Raw genomic sequence first — 18,004 nt, 5'->3', positions numbered from 1 at the left:
ATCAACAAGGATAAGGAATAGTAAAGATGCCCTTTTGAAAGAAGAGAACTGACGGATGGTGCAAGTCAGTCAAAAACATCTTGAACTCACCTTTGAGTTGCAAGTGTGAACTTTTAGTAATGCTTGCCGTACACCTGCGTTAAAGGATAATGAAGCGAGTGATTTATTCACTAATTGTGGGTGGTACCGCGGGAGATTATACATAATGCCTCTCGTCCCTATTTGGGATGAGCGGCTTTTTATTTTGGTCAAAACAACTTTATGGGAGGATTTAAGATGAGTTTTAATCATCAGAAAATAGAACAGAAATGGCAAAAGTTTTGGGAAGAAAACAAGACTTTTAAAACAAGTGAAGAAAAAAGCAAGAAAAAGTTTTATGCTTTAGATATGTTTCCATACCCATCTGGAGCAGGACTGCATGTTGGGCATCCAGAAGGCTATACAGCAACAGATATTCTCTCGCGTATGAAAAGGATGCAGGATTTTAATGTTCTTCATCCAATGGGGTGGGATGCATTTGGTTTACCTGCAGAACAATATGCGCTAGATACTGGTAACCATCCAGCTGAATTCACACAAAAAAACATCGACACATTCCGCCGTCAAATTAAATCATTAGGCTTTTCCTATGATTGGGATCGCGAAATTAACACAACAGATCCAGAATATTATAAGTGGACACAATGGATTTTTCTCAAATTGTATGAAATGGGCTTAGCTTATGTCGATGAAGTAGCAGTAAATTGGTGTCCAGCATTAGGAACGGTTCTAGCTAATGAAGAAGTTATTGATGGTAAGAGTGAACGTGGTGGACATCCAGTAGAAAGACGTCCGATGCGTCAATGGGTATTAAGAATAACAGCATATGCTGATCGTTTGTTAGAAGATTTAGATGAAGTAGATTGGCCAGAAAGTATTAAAGAAATGCAAAGAAATTGGATTGGGCGTTCAGAAGGAGCAGAAGTTACCTTCCGAATTGACAATCATGATGAGTCATTCACTGTCTTTACAACAAGACCAGATACATTATTTGGTGCAACTTATGCTGTGCTTGCTCCTGAACATGCTTTAGTAGAGAAAATTACAACTTCAGAGCAAAAGGCAGATGTAGAAGCTTACTTAGAAAAGGTTAAAAGTAAGAGTGATTTAGAAAGAACGGACTTAGCGAAAGAGAAGACGGGTGTATTTACTGGTGCTTACGCGATCAATCCAGCAAATGGCGAAAAAATGCCAATCTGGATCGCTGATTATGTCCTTGTCAGCTACGGTACAGGAAGTATTATGGCTGTACCTGCACATGATGAAAGAGACTATGAATTTGCTAAAACATTTGGTTTACCAATTAAAGAAGTGGTAGCTGGAGGAAATGTAGAAACAGAGGCCTATACTGGTGATGGGGAACATGTAAATTCTGATTTTCTAAATGGTTTAAATAAAGAAGAAGCTATTATCAAAATGATTAATTGGTTAGAAGAGAAAGAAATAGGAACGAAGAAAATCACTTATAGACTTCGTGATTGGCTATTTAGCCGCCAGCGTTATTGGGGTGAGCCAATTCCTATTATCCATTGGGAAGATGGCACAATGACAGGTGTTCCAGAAGAGGAATTACCATTGACACTTCCAGAAACATCTGAAATTAAGCCATCTGGAACAGGTGAATCTCCGTTAGCGAATATTTCAGAATGGGTAAACGTAGTTGATCCAGTTACTGGCAAAAAAGGCAGACGTGAAACAAATACCATGCCGCAATGGGCTGGAAGCAGCTGGTATTACTTGCGTTATATTGATCCGAAAAATAACAAGCAGATTGCTGACCCTGAGAAAATTAAAGAATGGCTACCAGTTGATATGTATATTGGTGGAGTAGAACACGCTGTCTTGCATCTTTTATATGCACGCTTCTGGCATAAAGTACTTTATGATTTAGGTGTTGTTCCTACGAAAGAACCATTCCAAAAATTATATAATCAAGGAATGATCCTCGGTGAAAATAATGAAAAAATGAGTAAATCAAAAGGAAATGTCGTAAATCCAGATGAAATTGTAGCTAGTCATGGTGCAGATACACTTCGTCTGTATGAAATGTTTATGGGACCATTAGATGCTGCAATTGCATGGTCAACAAATGGACTTGATGGTTCAAGAAGATTCCTAGATCGAATTTGGCGATTGTTAGTTGATGATAATGGAGAGCTTACTTCTAAAGTTCAAGATATAGAGGAAATGAAGGCGCTAGATAAAATTTATCATCAAACAGTGAAAAAGGTAACAGAGGATTTTGAAGCACTTCGCTTCAATACGGCCATTTCGCAAATGATGGTGTTTATCAATGAATGTTATAAAGCAGATCGTATTCCGAAGAAATATGTGGAAGGATTCGTGAAGTTGCTTTCTCCAATTTGCCCGCATATTACTGAAGAGCTATGGCAGATCATTACTGGTTCTAATCAATCCATTGCCTATGAAGCATGGCCTGCATATGATGAAGCAAAATTGGTTGATGATGAAGTCGAAATTGTCATACAAATTAACGGTAAAGTGAAAGCGAAACTAATGGTTCCAGCGGATGCTAATAAAGATGCGTTAGAGCAGATTGCTATGGAAGATAGCCAAGTTAAAGAGCAGATTGATGGCAAGCAAGTACGTAAAGTTATTGCCGTTCCTGGTAAATTAGTTAATATCGTTGCAAATTAAAAGGGAGAGGCTGTCTTTTTTGACAGCCTCCTCTTTCGGTCAATTAGGCAGACTAATTGCATAACATAGTCATTTAATCTATATTACAATGAGAGAAACTATATACACAGTATAAAAGGTGATAATGGAGGAAATAAAATGGATACGATAAAAACAATTACTACTGAGGAATTAGAGGAAAAGCTGACTAATGAAGAAAAGCTAGAATTAGTTGACGTTCGGGAAGACGAAGAAGTAGCAGAAGGAATTATTCCTGGAGCAAAACACATTCCGATGAATAGCATCCCTGAAAATTTAGATTACTTTTCAAAAGATAAAGAATATATCATGATTTGCCGCTCAGGTAGACGAAGTGAAAATGTATGTTACTATTTGCAAGACCAAGGCTTCAAAGTGGTAAATATGGAAGGCGGCATGCTAAATTGGCATGGCAAAACAGTTTAAAGGCTGATAGCTAATATAAGCGAAAAAGCTTAAAGATAAGGTATTATTCTCCTTTATTCTTTGAGCTTTTTTATATGGACTTCGTTTACATAACTTAAATGAAAGCTAAAAGTGTCTACACTCTGAAAGTATAAGAATAGCTTGCTAAGAAATTCAAAAGAAAGTTAAAAGTTTTTATAGAATTGATTGAATAGTAAGAATTTTGTCTATCCTTTAACTATAACCTACAAAATAATAGGGAGAGGAAGAAAAGATGATTAAAGTAAAATTATTTGATCAAGAGCACGAGAAGGATCTAGAATTACAGATGAATAAATTTTTACAGAAAATAGATGAGAAGAAATTAATCGATATCAAATACAATGTCGCAGCCATGCAAGAGGATGAGGAGGATCAAATCTATTGTTTTTCCTCCATGATTATTTACAGAACTTAATTAGAGAAAAATAAAAAGCAGAAGTGCCTGTATGGAAAGCACCTCTGCTTATTTTTTATTCACTTTTAGCAACTAAAGCAGCATTGACACCTGCCAGCCTTCCTGTTACAAAAGCTGATGTAATATTATAACCTCCAGTATATCCGTGAATATCTAATATTTCACCACAGAAGAACAATCCTTCCGTCATTTTCGATTCCATTGTCTTAGGAGCAATTTCCTTTATAGATACACCACCGCCAGTGACAAAAGCTTTTTCTATCGGTAACGTTCCGTTTACATCAAAGGTGAAAGCTTTACATAGACCAACAAAGACTCTAATTTTATCTTGAGAAATAGTTGCACATGGAGCTGCTGGATCGATATTTGCTAGCTCCAGCAAATATAATAAATATCGTTCTATTAATAGACCTTTTAACGTATTTTTAATTGCTTTCTTTGGTTCAGTTTTCAGCAATGTCATTGTATCTTGAAAAAGCTCTTCTTCTTTCTTATCAGGAAATGAGTCAATGGAAACTTTCACTTCCCCTAAATTCCATTTTTTCTTTGCCTTCACGACAAATTGGCTGCATCGTAATACGGCTGGACCACTAATGCCAAAGTGGGTGAATATCATATCCATTTGATGGGTAATAATAGGTTTGCCTTTCGGGTTAAGTACACTTAATGCTACATCTCTTAGTGAAACCCCTTGTAAGGTTTTATTTTGAATAAATGCTTCTTTCGAAGTGATAGGTACTTCTGTTGGAAATAAATCCGTTATTGTATGCCCTGCTTTTTTAGCCCATGCATATCCATCCCCTGTTGAACCAGTATGTGGTACAGATTTGCCACCAACTGCAATGATCAGTGACTTACAGGTTTTAGTTTCACCATTTTGTAGAATCACCGTTTTTGTTTTATTTTCATGATAGTTTACTGTCTTTACTGGGGAATTGGTCTGAATAGTTACCCCTAATCTATCTAGTTCGCTTAATAAGGCATCTACGACTGACTGTGCTTTGTTGGAAACAGGAAACATTCTGCCGTGATCCTCTTCCTTTAAAGCAATCCCCAGCTTTTCGAAAAAAGCGATAATATCTTCATTGTTAAATTCAGAAAATCCACTGTAGAGAAAACGCCCATTTCCAGGTATATGCTTTATGATTTCCTCTATTGGAAGCCTATTAGTTACGTTGCAGCGTCCTCCACCTGAAATGGCTAATTTTCTGCCAAGCTTATTTCCTTTATCAATTAGTAATACTTTCGCCTGTTGTTCTGCCGCTCCAATTGCGGCCATTAATCCTGATGGTCCTCCGCCAATCACGATTACATCATATTGCATATTACATCCTACTTTCTTGAAAAAGTGTCGTTTTCTTTGTTATTATTTTAGTTTGTATCTATCTATCTTATAAAGGAATATGTCTGTTAGCCACTAATTTTAAAAAAGGGGATTCTTTCCTTTTATAGTAATCCATAACCGCATCATGCTCTTTATTAAAAGTAGCGTTTCTTTTTAAGAAAGGGTACACTACTAATAGTGTGTTAGAAAATGTTCATATTTACTTTTAATCGAATATATTTTATTACCTATTTTCGTGGTAAAATACTTATTTGTGTAACGTTTTAAGAGAGCTTCGTTTAAGGAAGGGATTTTATGTCATCAAAATTGCTTAAAGGCACATTTATTTTAACACTTGGGACCATTATATCCAAAGCGTTAGGGTTATTTTATGTTATACCATTCAATATGATTGTCGGAAAACAAGGGACAGTGCTATATCAATATTCTTATGTAGCTTATACTATTGTAATAAGTATTGCAACAGCTGGTATTCCATTGGCTGTAAGTAAATTTATTTCGAAATATAATGCAATGGGAGAATATAAAGTAGGAAGAAGATTATTTAAGTCAGGATTAGTGATCATGCTGGCAAGTGGGGTCCTGTCTTTTTTAGCTTTATATGCAGCAGCTCCCTTTTTAGCAGGGCTTATTATATCAGATGATGACTTGACCTCAACCGTAGGGCAGGTTACAACAGTTATCCGTGCAGTAAGCTTCGCATTGATTGTCGTTCCATTTATGAGTTTAATCAGAGGCTTTTTTCAAGGGCATGATGCAATGGCACCTTCAGCTGTCTCGACAGTAATCGAGCAGATTGTTCGGATTGTTTTCTTACTTGGCGGATCAGCAATTGTTCTGTTTATATTAAAAGGAAAATTGATTACTGCAGTCAGTATTTCCGTTTTTGCAGCATTTGTCGGTGCAATAGGTGGACTTGCTGTGCTGTTATTGTATTGGCGAAAAAGTAAAGATGAGTATGATAATCTTTTATTATATGATAAAGGCATGCAGACAGATATTCGTCTGCGCTCTATGTATAAAGAAATTCTCTTGTCTGCTGCTCCATTTGTTTTCGTGGGAGTGGCGAATCCGTTATTTCAGGCAATCGATACCGTTACTTTTAACCGTGCGATGAGTAGTATTGGGCTAAGTTCAATCTCTGAAACTGCCTTAAATATTTTTAATTACCAAACCCATAAAATCATTATTATTCCCGTATCGCTTGCAACTGGTTTTTCGATGGCATTAATTCCAATGATTACAAGAGCCTTTATAAAAGAGGATCATACCGATCTTGCCACAAACTTAAATCAAACTTTCCAAGTCTTATTATTTATTACGTTGCCCGCATGTATTGGTCTTTCTGTTCTAGCAGAGCCAGTGTATCGGTTGTTTTATGGGACAGAAGATCTTCTAATGGGTGCAGAAGTGCTAAGATTGTATGCTCCTGTTGCCATTCTTTTTTCCCTTTATCCAGTTACCGCGTCCATCTTACAAGGGTTAAATGAGCAACGATTTACTATATTAAGTTTATTAGTAGGGATTTTAATTAAATTAAGTTTAAATATCCCGTTTATAGAAAGATGGGAAACAAATGGCGCTATCCTTGCAACTTCATTAGGGTATACAGTATCTATCCTCATTAATTTAGGGGTAATAAAGGCATACGCAAATTATTCCTATAAAATAGTTATTCGAAGAAGCATTCTCATCATTGGATTTTCGGTAATGATGTATATTGTAACAAATATTGTCTATTCATTACTCCGGTTATTTTTATCAACAGAGTCCGTTGTAGCTTCTTTATTAATGGTTGTTATTGTAGCTATTTTTGGAGTTCTCATGTACGTATATTTAGCTTACCGCTCTAAATTGATTTATCGCATTTTTGGAGAGCAAGCTAATAAAATAAAACAAAAATTAAGACTTCCTTTTTAATTTAGGAGAAACAGTAGGAAGTAAGCTTTTAAATAATAGGAAAAGAGCCTTTAAAAATAGAAATAATAGATAGAGGTTGAGTTTATATGCGAATAGATAAAATGCTCGCTAATTTAGGGTACGGAAGTAGAAAAGAAGTGAAAATGCTCCTGAAAAATAAGGCAGTAAAAGTAAATGATGTAATTATTAAAGATGCTAAGCATCAAGTAGATCCGGAAAAGGATGAAGTATCGTTAAATAATGAAATAGTCGAATACAAAGAGTTTATTTACTTAATGATGAATAAGCCACCTGGCATTATTTCTGCAACTGAAGATACAAGAGAAGAAACAGTGGTAGACATTCTGCAAATAGAGGATTCCGTTTATAATCCATTTCCTGTAGGAAGGTTGGATAAGGATACAGAAGGCTTACTTCTGCTCACAAATGATGGCAAATTAGCACATCGTTTATTATCTCCCAAAAAACACGTTCCGAAAACGTACTTTGCCGTTATAAGTGGGAAAGTAGGCGAAGAGGATATCGAGGCATTTAAAAAGGGCGTTGTTTTAGATGATGGATACCTTACGAAGCCTGGTCACCTAGTAATATTAAAAGCTGGCGAAACTTCTGATATTGAACTAACGATTTCAGAAGGGAAATTTCATCAAGTGAAAAGAATGTTTGAAAGTGTTGGGAAAAAAGTTGTTTATTTAAAGCGGATTTCCATGGGACCATTGGAACTGGATGAAACACTAGAGCTTGGAGAATATCGGGAGTTGACAGAAGAAGAAATAGAGCTGTTAAGAAACTATGAAGTAAATAATTAGAATATGGCTATAATAGCTCATATTAGTGGAGTAAAAGTAAAAACCTTACTTGGATTTTAGGAAAATATCAATCCTTTCCTGAAAATCTAGTAAGGTTTTTGCTTTTTATTAAACAAATTTTAAACTTAAGTTCGTTCCATTCGTTTTAGGATGTCATTTTTACTTTTTTTCTAGTTGTTGTCCATTTTCCACGACTTGGACTTTGTACCAAGTCATTATAAGCTAACACATTCAAATCTCTTTGAATCGTTCGCGGAGTAATACCAAATTCCTCCACTAGCTCTTGTGTTGTGACAGTTCCACGCTTACTAATAAACATGTAGACGGATTTGATACGGTTTAACATCCGGTTAGTTGAAGGTTTCAATAAACCACTCCCTATCCTTTTTTCAAACCTTTGGCAAATTCCAGCGACCGACAGCTTATTTGAAGAGTAAAATCTTCAAGCGTATGTAATTTTCTTTTCCACAGACAACCCCTTTTCAACTGGTTAAATAAATAGTGAAATAGTTAATAGAATGAAATTCTATATAAATATTGTACCCCTATTTACTAATATATTCTACATTATTTGCGTTAATTTACAAAATATTTGCTTATTTATGTATTTATTTACCACCCCCTGCAGGGTTTCTTTACATTCATCATATGGGATTTATGTTTATGATATGAATAAAAATGCGAAAAGTTAGTAAATAACTTTCTTTCCCGATTTTTGTGGTTGATAAACCAAATGAAATAAAAAAATAAAACGGGATAAGGTTTTTTAAATTCTCTTTAAATTCTTTTTAAAGTCTTCAATCATTCTTCTATGGCTGCCGACCATTTTTTCTGGTAGTTCATCTAAATTGAAATATCGGAGACTGAATGCCTCCTCTTGATCATTTTTGAGCTTTCCTTCATATTCTGAAGTGCAGTAGGCAGTTGTTACGGTGTAAAAAGGGTCCCCATTTGCGGCCACCGCAAAATAATCTTTCCCAGAATAAACGGATAATAATTGAAGATTCGTTATTTGCAGACCCGTTTCTTCGAAAACTTCTCGTTTTGCTGTTTCTTCTGTGCTTTCTCCTAATTCCATTAATCCACCAGGTAAACCCCACACATGTTTAGGATGTTTTCTCTCTTGCAAAAGTACTTTCTGATCTTTATCGAACAGGATAACTACTGCTCCAACAAGAATAATAGGCATTTTTCCGACAAGCTTTCTTAAATCTTCTACGTATCCCAATTAAATACATTCCTTCCATATGCTAGATTAAATAAGTATAGCTTTGTTTTTAATAAAAGGTATACTATACTTAATGATAATTTAGTGGAATAGGGATTTAAAGCTTTTATTTTTCATATAAAGCGTTTTATGATATGTTTTTCCTATAATATATTTATAAGCTTGCAAGGAGGCAGCTATGAGTTCAATTGATTGGTTAAATGAAGTACATAATCGTAAAGATAGTTTTATTAAGGATTTGCAAGGGCTGTTGCAAATTAAGAGTGTATTAGATGAAGAAAATGCAACAGAGGATGCACCTTTTGGAAAAGGTGTGAAAGAAGCATTAACCTATATGCTATCCTTGGGTGAAAAAGATGGTTTTGTTAGTAAGAATGTAAAAAATGTTGCTGGACATTTACTTTATGGTGAGGGAACAGAAAGCGTTGGGGTTCTTTGCCATGTAGATGTTGTTCCTGAGGGAGATGGATGGACAAGTGATCCTTACAAGGCAGAGATTCGCGATGGGAAAATATTCGCAAGAGGCGCTTTAGATGATAAAGGCCCTACAATGGCTGCTTACTATGCAATGAAAATTGTGAAGGAGCTGCACCTTCCCTTAACGAAAGAGGTTCGAATGATTATTGGAACCGATGAAGAAAGTGATTGGAGATGTGTAGAGACTTATTTTCAAGAAGAAAGTATGCCTACAATCGGCTTTGCTCCTGATGCAGATTTTCCGATTATTTATGCGGAAAAAGGAATTTCTGATTTTGACATTGTACAAAAATACACGGAAGCATCTAGCGATTCGGGTGAAGTTAAAATTCTCTGTTTTTCATCAGGTAGAAGATATAATATGGTCCCAGACTTTGCGCAAGCTGTGTTAGAAGTCAAAGAAGGAGAGCAAACGGAGATTATTCAACGATATCAAAATTATTTGAAACTTGAAAATATCCCTGGCCGCTATTTAGTTGACAATGGCGATTTAGTATTAGAATTAGAGGGAGTTTCAGCACATGGTCTAGAGCCTAATAATGGCATAAATGCTGGATTAAAGCTGGCTGATTTTCTCGTAGAGTTAGAATTGGATGAAAAAGCGGACCATTATTTTCAATTTGTAAGAAACTTCTTTGTGAATGACTCTAGAGGGAAAAAACTTGGTATCGATTTTGAGGATGAGATAACAGGAGAGCTGACATTAAATGCTGGGATATTGGATTATCAGTCAGATCATGGTGGGAAAATAGGACAGACAGTACGTTATCCTGTTACCAATGATATGGATCAAACAAAAGAAAAATTAATAAAATTACTAGCAGAACATAATTTCAGCTTGGAAAATTTCACGGATTCTAAACCGCATTATGTAGAAAAAGACTCTGAATTAATTCAGACACTAAGCAAAGTCTATGAAGAGCAAACTGGTGAAAAGGCGAAGCTTTTATCAATTGGTGGAGGCACTTATGCTAGGTCGCTAGAAAAAGGAGTTGCTTTCGGACCACTCTTTCCAGGAAGAGAAGATATTGCGCACAAAAAAGATGAATATATGTATATAGAAGATTTGTTGAAGGCAACTGCTATTTATGCACAAGCAATATATGAATTAGCTAAATAATGTTTTATTAAAGGAGAAGAGAAAATGAGAATGGTGTTAATGAATGGGGAGTTTATACCAAGAGAACAAGCGAAAGTAGATATTGAAGATAGAGGTTATCAGTTTGGCGATGGGATATATGAAGTAATCCGTGTGTACAATGGTAAAATGTTCATGGCGAAGGAACATCTAGAACGATTATCTGCAAGCAGCGAGAAAATAGGCATAGCTATTTCTTATTCCATCTCAGAATTAACTAATCTTTTAGAAGAGTTAATTGCAAAAAACTCATTAAGCACCGGTATCCTTTATATGCAATTCACAAGAGGCGTGAGCCCGCGAAATCATAGCTACCCAACAGAAGCAGTTACTCCAACCTTTGTAGCTTATACTAAAACATTAAATAGACCACTTGATAATCTGGAAAATGGTGTCAGTACCATTACCGTAGAAGATATTAGATGGTCACGATGTGATATAAAAAGTTTAAATTTGCTTGGAAACGTAATGGCGAAACAAAAAGCTGCAGAAGCAGATTGTTATGAAAGCATCCAGTATAGAGAGTTATCTGTAACAGAAGGTAGCTCTTCAAATATTTGGATTGTTAATGGCGAAAAGATTCAAACACACGAAGCAAATCAATTTATATTAAATGGAATTACTAGACAAAAAATTATTCAAATATGTGGCGAAAATGGGATTGAGGTTGAAGAAAAGGCATTTTCTATCGAAGATTTAATCGATGCTGACGAAGTTTTTTTATCCAGTACAACTTCCGAAGTAACACCAATCGTTTCTGTGAATAATGTCCCCGTCAAGGAAGGGGAAGTTGGAGAAATGACAAAAAAACTCCAAAATTTATTTGTTGATGCAATCATTAGTGAGTGTGGACAAATAAGCAATTAGTTTTTGCTTATAAAAATAAAAAAGAGTTGTTTCAGGCTGGCTAATAGCTATGTTTCTGAGACAACTCATTTTTTTAAGAAAGTAATTCAATGGAAAGTAAGGTATAGTAAGCATATATATTTCTAAAATATCGTACACAGATACGGTTAAAATTAATCCGATAGGTTATATAATAGAATAAAGTTACTAGGAGCTATAACAAAACAAAGACAGGCTGTTCTCCGTAAAGTATGTTTCTTATAAAGGAAATACAAGGCCGTGCGTTAAGAGAGGCCAGAATTTAATGAATTTTATGAGGAAATAACAATCTGGAGAAAAAAGCTAAAAGGAAGATTAGATATGAAGACAACTATTCCTCATTACTTTATTGGTATTAAGCCAGATGTACAAGTTATAAATGAAATAGAAAAGATACAAAAAGAGTTACAACTAAAATTTCCTTTTAAGAAATGGGTGCATCCTTTAGATTATCATATTACACTTGCCTTTTTAGGAAATGCCTCCGATGAACAAAAGGAAAAGTTACATGTTCTTTTAAATCAATCATCTCCTTTAAGTACTAATTTTCAAATACATATAGATCATTTGGGTGTTTTCGGTCAGCGACAAAATCCGCGGATTTTCTGGGCAGGGATGAAAGAAGAGCAGAAACTGGTTGAGTTAAGAAATCAGGTCTTTGCTGTAAGCAGCAAGGCTGGTTTTCAGTTAGAAACACGGCCATTTCATCCACATTTGACTTTAGCGAGAAAATGGAAGGAAGACACCATCTTTTCAGAGCGGGAGTTAAACGAGTTTTCAATGCCTAAAAATTTTATTTCTAATGTTGATAGCATTCATCTGTTTCAAACACATATGGATAAAATACCCAAATATGAGATAATAAATAGTTACAGCTTTCATAATTACAAGCAATAGAAACATTGTAATATAGGGGGGGAAAAGCTTGGCGCAGTTAATCAAATTGCAAGATTATGTTTCACGATATGAGCAGAACATCGTCTTGTATCCATCACGTTTTGTTCGTTTAAAAAAACAACAGTGGACAGGATTAAAGAGAGCTTTTGATACTAAAGACAGAAGTCTCTTTTACATAGAGAATCCAATAGAAGACAACTGGTTAATGGAAAAACCGACTTTGCTGGAAAGAGTAAAGAAAACCATCTTAAATCGAAATAAGTTGGAAGATGCAGAAACGGCAAAAATAAATGAAAGCGAAAAAAAGGAAGAAGATGAAGAAGAACTAGACTTCGATTACGATGCCAAAAAATATAAACATCCACAATCAATCGATGAGTTAAAACAGCAGTTTCTAAATCAATTATTTGAATTTCAGCTCAAATGGGCCAGTTCTACGCTCACAGAAATGTCAAAAGTAAAAAAAACACTTTATTATGATGATTTATTAAAATATTTCTTGCAAAGATTCCCAGATACCTTTTTGGTTCTCTATCAACCGCTATTTCAATTGAAGAATGCTCCTGTTGAATTGGACACCATTATAGTTACACCAACAGATGTTTGGTGTATACATGTTCTTGAAGCAGAGAACTCAGCCGTCTTTGTTGGTTCGAATGATAAATTTTGGCTTAAAAAAAAGGGGGATAAGGAGAAAAAGATTCTTAGTCCTGTCATATCTATAAACAGAACAGAGAAAATTGTAAAGGGTATTCTAGAAAAGTATGACATTACTTTACCTGTACAAAAAGTAATCCTTACCCGAAATGGCTATGTTGATTTTCCAGCACCACCATATGATTTGAAAATTATCGAAAAAAGAAACTATGAAGAATGGTTTCATAAAATGAGAAATAACCATTCACCAATTAAAGCAATTCAATTAAAAGCAGCAGAAAGTCTTTTACATTATGGTTTGACGAATGCAAAAAGAAGGTATGAATGGGATACAGAGGAATCATAAGCAATAATGGGGAAGTTGAGAATAGATAGATGTTCATGAGAAAAGGGAGTTGAGGGATTTGTTATCGATAAGAAGGAGTTTCTTTGCCTATTTAGATGAAATGTCAATAATAACTGTTCTACTTCCCTATTCGTATTTCCAAGGGGAATCAACATCATTTATATTAAGAGGGACTAATCAAGCTACTAATCTTGTGATTGAATCCAAAGAAAAAATGCAGCATTTCGTCAAGTACAAATGCCGTACGCATAATAAGATACAGATCGGGCAAAAATATGAAGTCGAAGATGGAAATAAAGGTGTGACAGATTTACAGATAGGTGCGGTTATCAGAACACCTTTATTTGATGAGGAGTTTTATTATGATGGACCACTAGGTGTTCATTATGCTTCCGATCAGTGCACTTTCTATCTGTGGGCTCCCACTGCCCAACAAGTGAAATTAGTGCTGCAATCTCCAGATCCATCTAGTAAGGAAAGACGGATTGTAGAGATGGAAAGACAAGAAAAAGGTGTTTGGAAAACAACCTATTTAGCAGATTTGGAAGGTTATTATTACAGCTATCTAGTCCTTATTAACTTGGAATGGAAAGAAGCGATTGATCCATATGCTGTCGCTGTTTCTGTAAATGGGGAAACAGGAGTAATCGTTGACTTAAATAAAACCAAAAGGCAGAAACCAGCCTTGCCGCCGTTAGAACAGGATGTAGATAGTATCATCTACGAAGCGCATATACGCGATTTAACGATACATCCTGACAGTGGAATTCAGCAAAAGGGCAAATATGTTGGAGTGGCAGAATTGAATACGCAAACGCCCCAAAACAATCTGTCAGGGCTAACCTATATTAAAGACTTAGGCGTCACCCATATAGAGTTCCTCCCAGTACATGACTTTGAAGAAATTGATGAGCTAGAGGTGCTAAAAAAATACAATTGGGGCTATAACCCTTCCCATTATAATGTTCCAGAGGGCAGTTACTCAACAAACCCAATGGATCCTTATGTAAGAATTAATGAATTGAAAGAAATGATTCATGCTGTACAGGAACAAGGCATTCGTGTCATTTTGGATGTTGTATATAATCATGTCTATAAAAAGGAAGATTCCTCTTTTGAAAAAATCGTTCCAGGTTATTACTTCCGCTATGATAAGCATGGTATGCCAGCAAATGGAACTGGAGTAGGGAATGACATTGCTTCTGAACGATCGATGGTAAGGAGATTTATTGTCGATTCCGTTCGTTTTTGGATAGAGGAATATCAAATAGATGGATTACGTTTTGATTTGATGGGAATACTTGATTGCCAAACAATGAATGAAGTCCGGACAATTTGTGATAATGTTGATAAGAGCATCTTAATTATTGGAGAAGGCTGGGATCTTGCAACCCCCATCAATCATGACAAGAAAGCCATTATTGCTAATCAACAATCATTGCCTAGAATTGGCCAGTTTAATGATCAATTTAGAGATAAAATAAAGGGGAGCACCTTTGATAAATATGATCGAGGGTACGCGCTTGGAAATAAGCAATATAAAGGAGAAATTGCTGAATTATTAGCTGGTAGCGTTGGAATCTATAAAGAAGGTGGCATGTTTTTTGAACCAGGGCAATCTGTAAACTATGTAGAATCACATGATAATCATACCTTATGGGATAAAATCGATATTTGCTTTCCAGATGCATCAGATGAAGAAAAGAGTAAAAAACACCGACTGGCAACTTCTCTTGTTCTTCTAAGTCAAGGAATCCCTTTCTTGCATTCGGGACAGGAATTTTTTCGCACAAAATTTGGTGTGGAAAATAGTTATCAATCGCCTGATGAGATTAATCAGTTAGATTGGAATAGAAAAGACCAATTCTTAAGAAATGTTGACTATATAAAAGGATTAATTTCCCTAAGAAAAAATAATCGTGCTTTCCGGTTACGATCTGTGGAGGAAATCCAAAAACATGTAACTATAAATCAGCAAGCAAATGAAGTTATCCAGTATTGTTTAAATGATTTGCAGCAATTTGGAGAATGGAAAACTATCATCGTATTGATAAATGGTAATGATTCTGCAGAGAAAGGCTTTTGTCCGGAAAATGAATGGAAGATACTTGTGGAAGACGGAATTGTATATGAAGAGGACTATCCAACAATACATGGAGACAGCCTAATAGTTAATCCAAGTAGTGTAACGATACTTGCCAAATAGCATGCTATTTGGCAAGTGAGAATACTATTGCCTGAATAGTGGGAATTTAACGAGAGATGTTCTTAATAGGAGAATCCGATATTTTTTAAGAGAAATATTTATTTTAACTGGAGATTCACTTGACTAAAAAATGAAATAAGAGATAATATTTAAATGAGAAACTTTCAATTAAAAATAAGTATTTAAGTAAAATTTAATATAAAATGATTGGAAATATTGGATACATAGTATAATTGTATGGATACTATGTCCTTTTTCTTTTTTATCTCATTAAATTTTAGGCACATATGTGCTAGTTAAAGATTGATAGCTGTACGATGAGTATAATTTACTATAATTGATGAATAGCTAATAACCATTTTTGTTTGTTCTTCCTACAAATTTAGGACAAAAAAGACTCAAACAGGAATTTCTCATCTTTTTTTTGGAGCATAATATATAGTAGGTGAACAATTTTGGAACATTTATTAGGGCAAGATTGGGAAATAACTCCTGCAGGTGGAGAAACAGGCGAAGCCTTTTTTGCACAAAATAATGGACAGAAGCTTTTTTTAAAACGAAATTCTTCTCCATTTTTAGCTGTGCTGTCAGCAGAAGGAATTGTCCCAAAACTTGTTTGGACAAAAAGATTTGAAAACGGAGATGTTTTTACTGCCCAGCAATGGCTGATTGGTAGAGAATTTAGTCATTCGGATATGACGGATGAAAGAGTAACCATGTTACTCAAAAAAATTCATACCTCTAAGCCTTTATTAGAGATGCTCAAAAGACTGGGTAAAACATCTTTTCATCCTGAAATGATTTTGTCAGTCATAAAAGCAGAAATAGACGATGAATTAAAAGATAACGAAGATATCATTCGATATATCCAATTTTTAGAGGATAATCTTCCGTTTATCAAAACAACAGAGCATGTCGTTTGTCATTGTGATGTAAATCATAACAACTGGCTGCTTTCTGAAGACAACCAGTTGTATTTAATTGACTGGGATGGTGCAATGATTGCAGATCCAGCCATTGATTTAGGTATGTTACTTTATTGGTACATTCCAAAGGAAGATTGGAAAAATTGGTTACATACTTATGGGTATGAACTTACCGATCATTTATCCTTAAGAATGAAATGGTATGTTATTGCTCAAACGATTAATTCCATACGTTGGTATAAGAAAAAAGGCCGATTTAGCGAAATGCAAAAATGGATGCAATTTTTACATGACATTGATTAATCGTCCATTTATCTTTTAAGATAAATTGTTAATTCCATCTACCCATTGCGACAATTGGTCTTGGTGTGAATGAATATGATTGTCTAAATTGGAGGCATTGACTCCTTGCTTGCTGTAAAGGTGTACTTCCTCTAAAATCGGAAGGATATTTTGATCAATTTGATCATTGGTTCTTAAAGAAGTAATCAATCTTTCGATCTGTTCGCATTCTGCTACAGATCCACAGCAATCTGTTTGTTGATTACTGAGAATATCGGCTAATAATGCTAGTTGATGCTCATGGTTTATAGGCATACATAGAACACCCTTTCTATAGGTTCTAGTATGAAAAGAGTAAAATCATTCTTTTCAAATACCAGTTAAGGAATTCACTTATAGGTTGTGAATTCTTTTTTTCTTTATACAAATGTTCCTAATGTAAATTTATCCTTCAAAAAAATCAATTGCCAAGAAAAGAGTATTGCATCGATGTATAATGCATGATATTGTTTGAAACGATAGTTATTAATAAGGAGTGTCCACATGCGATTAAGACATAAACCATGGGCGAAAGATAAATTAAGTGCATATCCGCAATATGTTATCCAAACCCCGGAAGATTGGAAAGGGAAATGGGATCAGGCATTTAGTCAAAAAGGGCCGATCCATATTGAGATTGGTACTGGAAAAGGTAGATTTATCACAGAAATGGCAAAAGCAAATCCTTCTATTAATTATATTGGCGTAGAACTTCAGGAAAGTGTCATTGTTTCTGCGTTAGATCGATTAATTGAAGCAGAAGTACCAAACTTGAAGTTAATGAATATAAATGCAGAAAAGCTTAAGGATTATTTTGAAAAAGGAGAAATTGCACGAGTTTATTTAAATTTTTCCGATCCTTGGCCAAAAACAAGACACGAAAAACGAAGACTTACGTATAAAACGTTCTTGGATTCATATCAATCAGTTCTCATTGATAAAGGGGAAGTGCATTTTAAAACAGATAACCAAGGGTTATTTGAATACTCTCTTAAGAGTTTTTCTGAATATGGTATGCTTTTAAAATATGTAAGCCTTGATTTGCATAATAGCGATTATGAGGGCAATATCATGACTGAATATGAAGAGAAATTTTCCAATCGAGGAAATAGAATTTATCGTTGTGAAGTGCAATTTAAATAAGAGTAAAAGAGGTTGGAGACGTAACCTTTCCAGCCAAGATATACCCAACCAATGATACGAAGATTTCAAAAATATTTCGTATCATTGGTTGGGTTTTTTTTATTCTTTTAAAATTGCTTTGTCCCAGCT

At 35.0% G+C, this 18,004-nt stretch carries 16 protein-coding genes and 1 other annotated feature (1 of these 17 only partly in view); of the genes, 12 read left to right on the top strand and 4 right to left on the bottom strand.

Translation table 11 applies throughout. The features are described from left to right. Positions 1-223 (top strand) — a binding site (T-box leader) (it extends 2 nt beyond the left edge of the window). Between the two features lie 53 nt (positions 224-276). The 3 genes from leuS (at position 277) to C2I06_RS11875 (ending at position 3,577) form a co-directional block, all read left to right on the top strand. Beyond that, a complete protein-coding gene (gene leuS / locus C2I06_RS11885) occupies positions 277-2,697 on the top strand; it encodes a leucine--tRNA ligase (RefSeq protein WP_095332481.1) in 2,421 nt (806 codons plus the stop codon). Between the two features lie 138 nt (positions 2,698-2,835). Next, complete coding sequence (locus C2I06_RS11880) at positions 2,836-3,141, top strand: rhodanese-like domain-containing protein (protein WP_095332479.1); 306 nt, start codon at positions 2,836-2,838, stop codon at positions 3,139-3,141. A 253-nt stretch (positions 3,142-3,394) separates the two neighbouring features. Next, positions 3,395-3,577, top strand: a complete 183-nt coding sequence (locus C2I06_RS11875) for a sporulation protein Cse60 (protein ID WP_047944513.1) — start codon at positions 3,395-3,397, stop codon at positions 3,575-3,577. 55 nt (positions 3,578-3,632) lie between these two features. Here the strand turns inward: C2I06_RS11875 and C2I06_RS11870 are convergent, their stop codons facing one another. Continuing rightward, a complete protein-coding gene (locus tag C2I06_RS11870) occupies positions 3,633-4,901 on the bottom strand; it encodes a BaiN/RdsA family NAD(P)/FAD-dependent oxidoreductase (RefSeq protein WP_095332477.1) in 1,269 nt (422 codons plus the stop codon). 315 nt (positions 4,902-5,216) lie between these two features. On the opposite strand from C2I06_RS11870, the gene C2I06_RS11865 reads away from it, so the two are divergent. Further along, complete coding sequence (locus C2I06_RS11865; RefSeq protein ID WP_095332475.1) at positions 5,217-6,842, top strand: putative polysaccharide biosynthesis protein; 1,626 nt, start codon at positions 5,217-5,219, stop codon at positions 6,840-6,842. 86 nt (positions 6,843-6,928) lie between these two features. After that, on the top strand, positions 6,929-7,651 hold the full coding sequence (locus C2I06_RS11860; RefSeq protein WP_123258095.1) for a pseudouridine synthase: 723 nt from the start codon (positions 6,929-6,931) through the stop codon (positions 7,649-7,651). A 145-nt stretch (positions 7,652-7,796) separates the two neighbouring features. Here C2I06_RS11860 and C2I06_RS11855 read toward each other — a convergent pair whose 3' ends face one another. Next, positions 7,797-8,018, bottom strand: a complete 222-nt coding sequence (locus C2I06_RS11855) for a DeoR family transcriptional regulator (RefSeq protein ID WP_016202849.1) — start codon at positions 8,016-8,018, stop codon at positions 7,797-7,799. A 399-nt stretch (positions 8,019-8,417) separates the two neighbouring features. After that, complete coding sequence (locus C2I06_RS11850; RefSeq protein WP_095332471.1) at positions 8,418-8,879, bottom strand: NUDIX hydrolase; 462 nt, start codon at positions 8,877-8,879, stop codon at positions 8,418-8,420. A gap of 178 nt (positions 8,880-9,057) precedes the next feature. Between C2I06_RS11850 and pepV the strand changes: the two genes are divergently transcribed. The 6 genes from pepV (at position 9,058) to C2I06_RS11820 (ending at position 16,714) form a co-directional block, all read left to right on the top strand. After that, positions 9,058-10,476 carry a dipeptidase PepV gene (gene pepV, locus C2I06_RS11845; RefSeq protein ID WP_095332469.1) on the top strand — a complete coding sequence of 473 codons (1,419 nt, stop codon included), beginning with the start codon at positions 9,058-9,060 and terminating at the stop codon, positions 10,474-10,476. Between the two features lie 24 nt (positions 10,477-10,500). After that, positions 10,501-11,361, top strand: coding sequence for a D-amino-acid transaminase (dat, locus tag C2I06_RS11840; protein WP_095332467.1), 861 nt, complete (start codon positions 10,501-10,503; stop codon positions 11,359-11,361). A 339-nt stretch (positions 11,362-11,700) separates the two neighbouring features. Beyond that, positions 11,701-12,276: an RNA 2',3'-cyclic phosphodiesterase gene (gene thpR / locus C2I06_RS11835; RefSeq protein WP_123258094.1), complete on the top strand. Its 576-nt coding sequence runs from the start codon at positions 11,701-11,703 to the stop codon at positions 12,274-12,276. 28 nt (positions 12,277-12,304) lie between these two features. Next, positions 12,305-13,279, top strand: a complete 975-nt coding sequence (locus C2I06_RS11830; protein WP_095332463.1) for a nuclease-related domain-containing protein — start codon at positions 12,305-12,307, stop codon at positions 13,277-13,279. A 58-nt stretch (positions 13,280-13,337) separates the two neighbouring features. Continuing rightward, positions 13,338-15,485, top strand: coding sequence for a type I pullulanase (gene pulA / locus C2I06_RS11825; protein ID WP_123258093.1), 2,148 nt, complete (start codon positions 13,338-13,340; stop codon positions 15,483-15,485). Between the two features lie 455 nt (positions 15,486-15,940). Then, on the top strand, positions 15,941-16,714 hold the full coding sequence (locus C2I06_RS11820) for a phosphotransferase family protein (protein ID WP_123258092.1): 774 nt from the start codon (positions 15,941-15,943) through the stop codon (positions 16,712-16,714). Positions 16,715-16,729: 15 nt separating this feature from the next. Here the strand turns inward: C2I06_RS11820 and C2I06_RS11815 are convergent, their stop codons facing one another. Beyond that, positions 16,730-17,008 carry a YtzH-like family protein gene (locus C2I06_RS11815; RefSeq protein WP_047944503.1) on the bottom strand — a complete coding sequence of 93 codons (279 nt, stop codon included), beginning with the start codon at positions 17,006-17,008 and terminating at the stop codon, positions 16,730-16,732. A gap of 228 nt (positions 17,009-17,236) precedes the next feature. On the opposite strand from C2I06_RS11815, the gene trmB reads away from it, so the two are divergent. Continuing rightward, positions 17,237-17,875, top strand: coding sequence for a tRNA (guanosine(46)-N7)-methyltransferase TrmB (gene trmB, locus C2I06_RS11810; RefSeq protein WP_047944502.1), 639 nt, complete (start codon positions 17,237-17,239; stop codon positions 17,873-17,875). The last annotated feature ends 129 nt before the right edge of the window (positions 17,876-18,004 follow it).

Source organism: Niallia circulans (assembly GCF_003726095.1).
Classification (GTDB): Bacteria; Bacillota; Bacilli; order Bacillales; family Cytobacillaceae; genus Niallia; species Niallia circulans_A.
The sequence above is the reverse complement of the archived record's forward strand: the minus strand, read 5'-3'. Positions and strand labels throughout refer to the sequence as shown.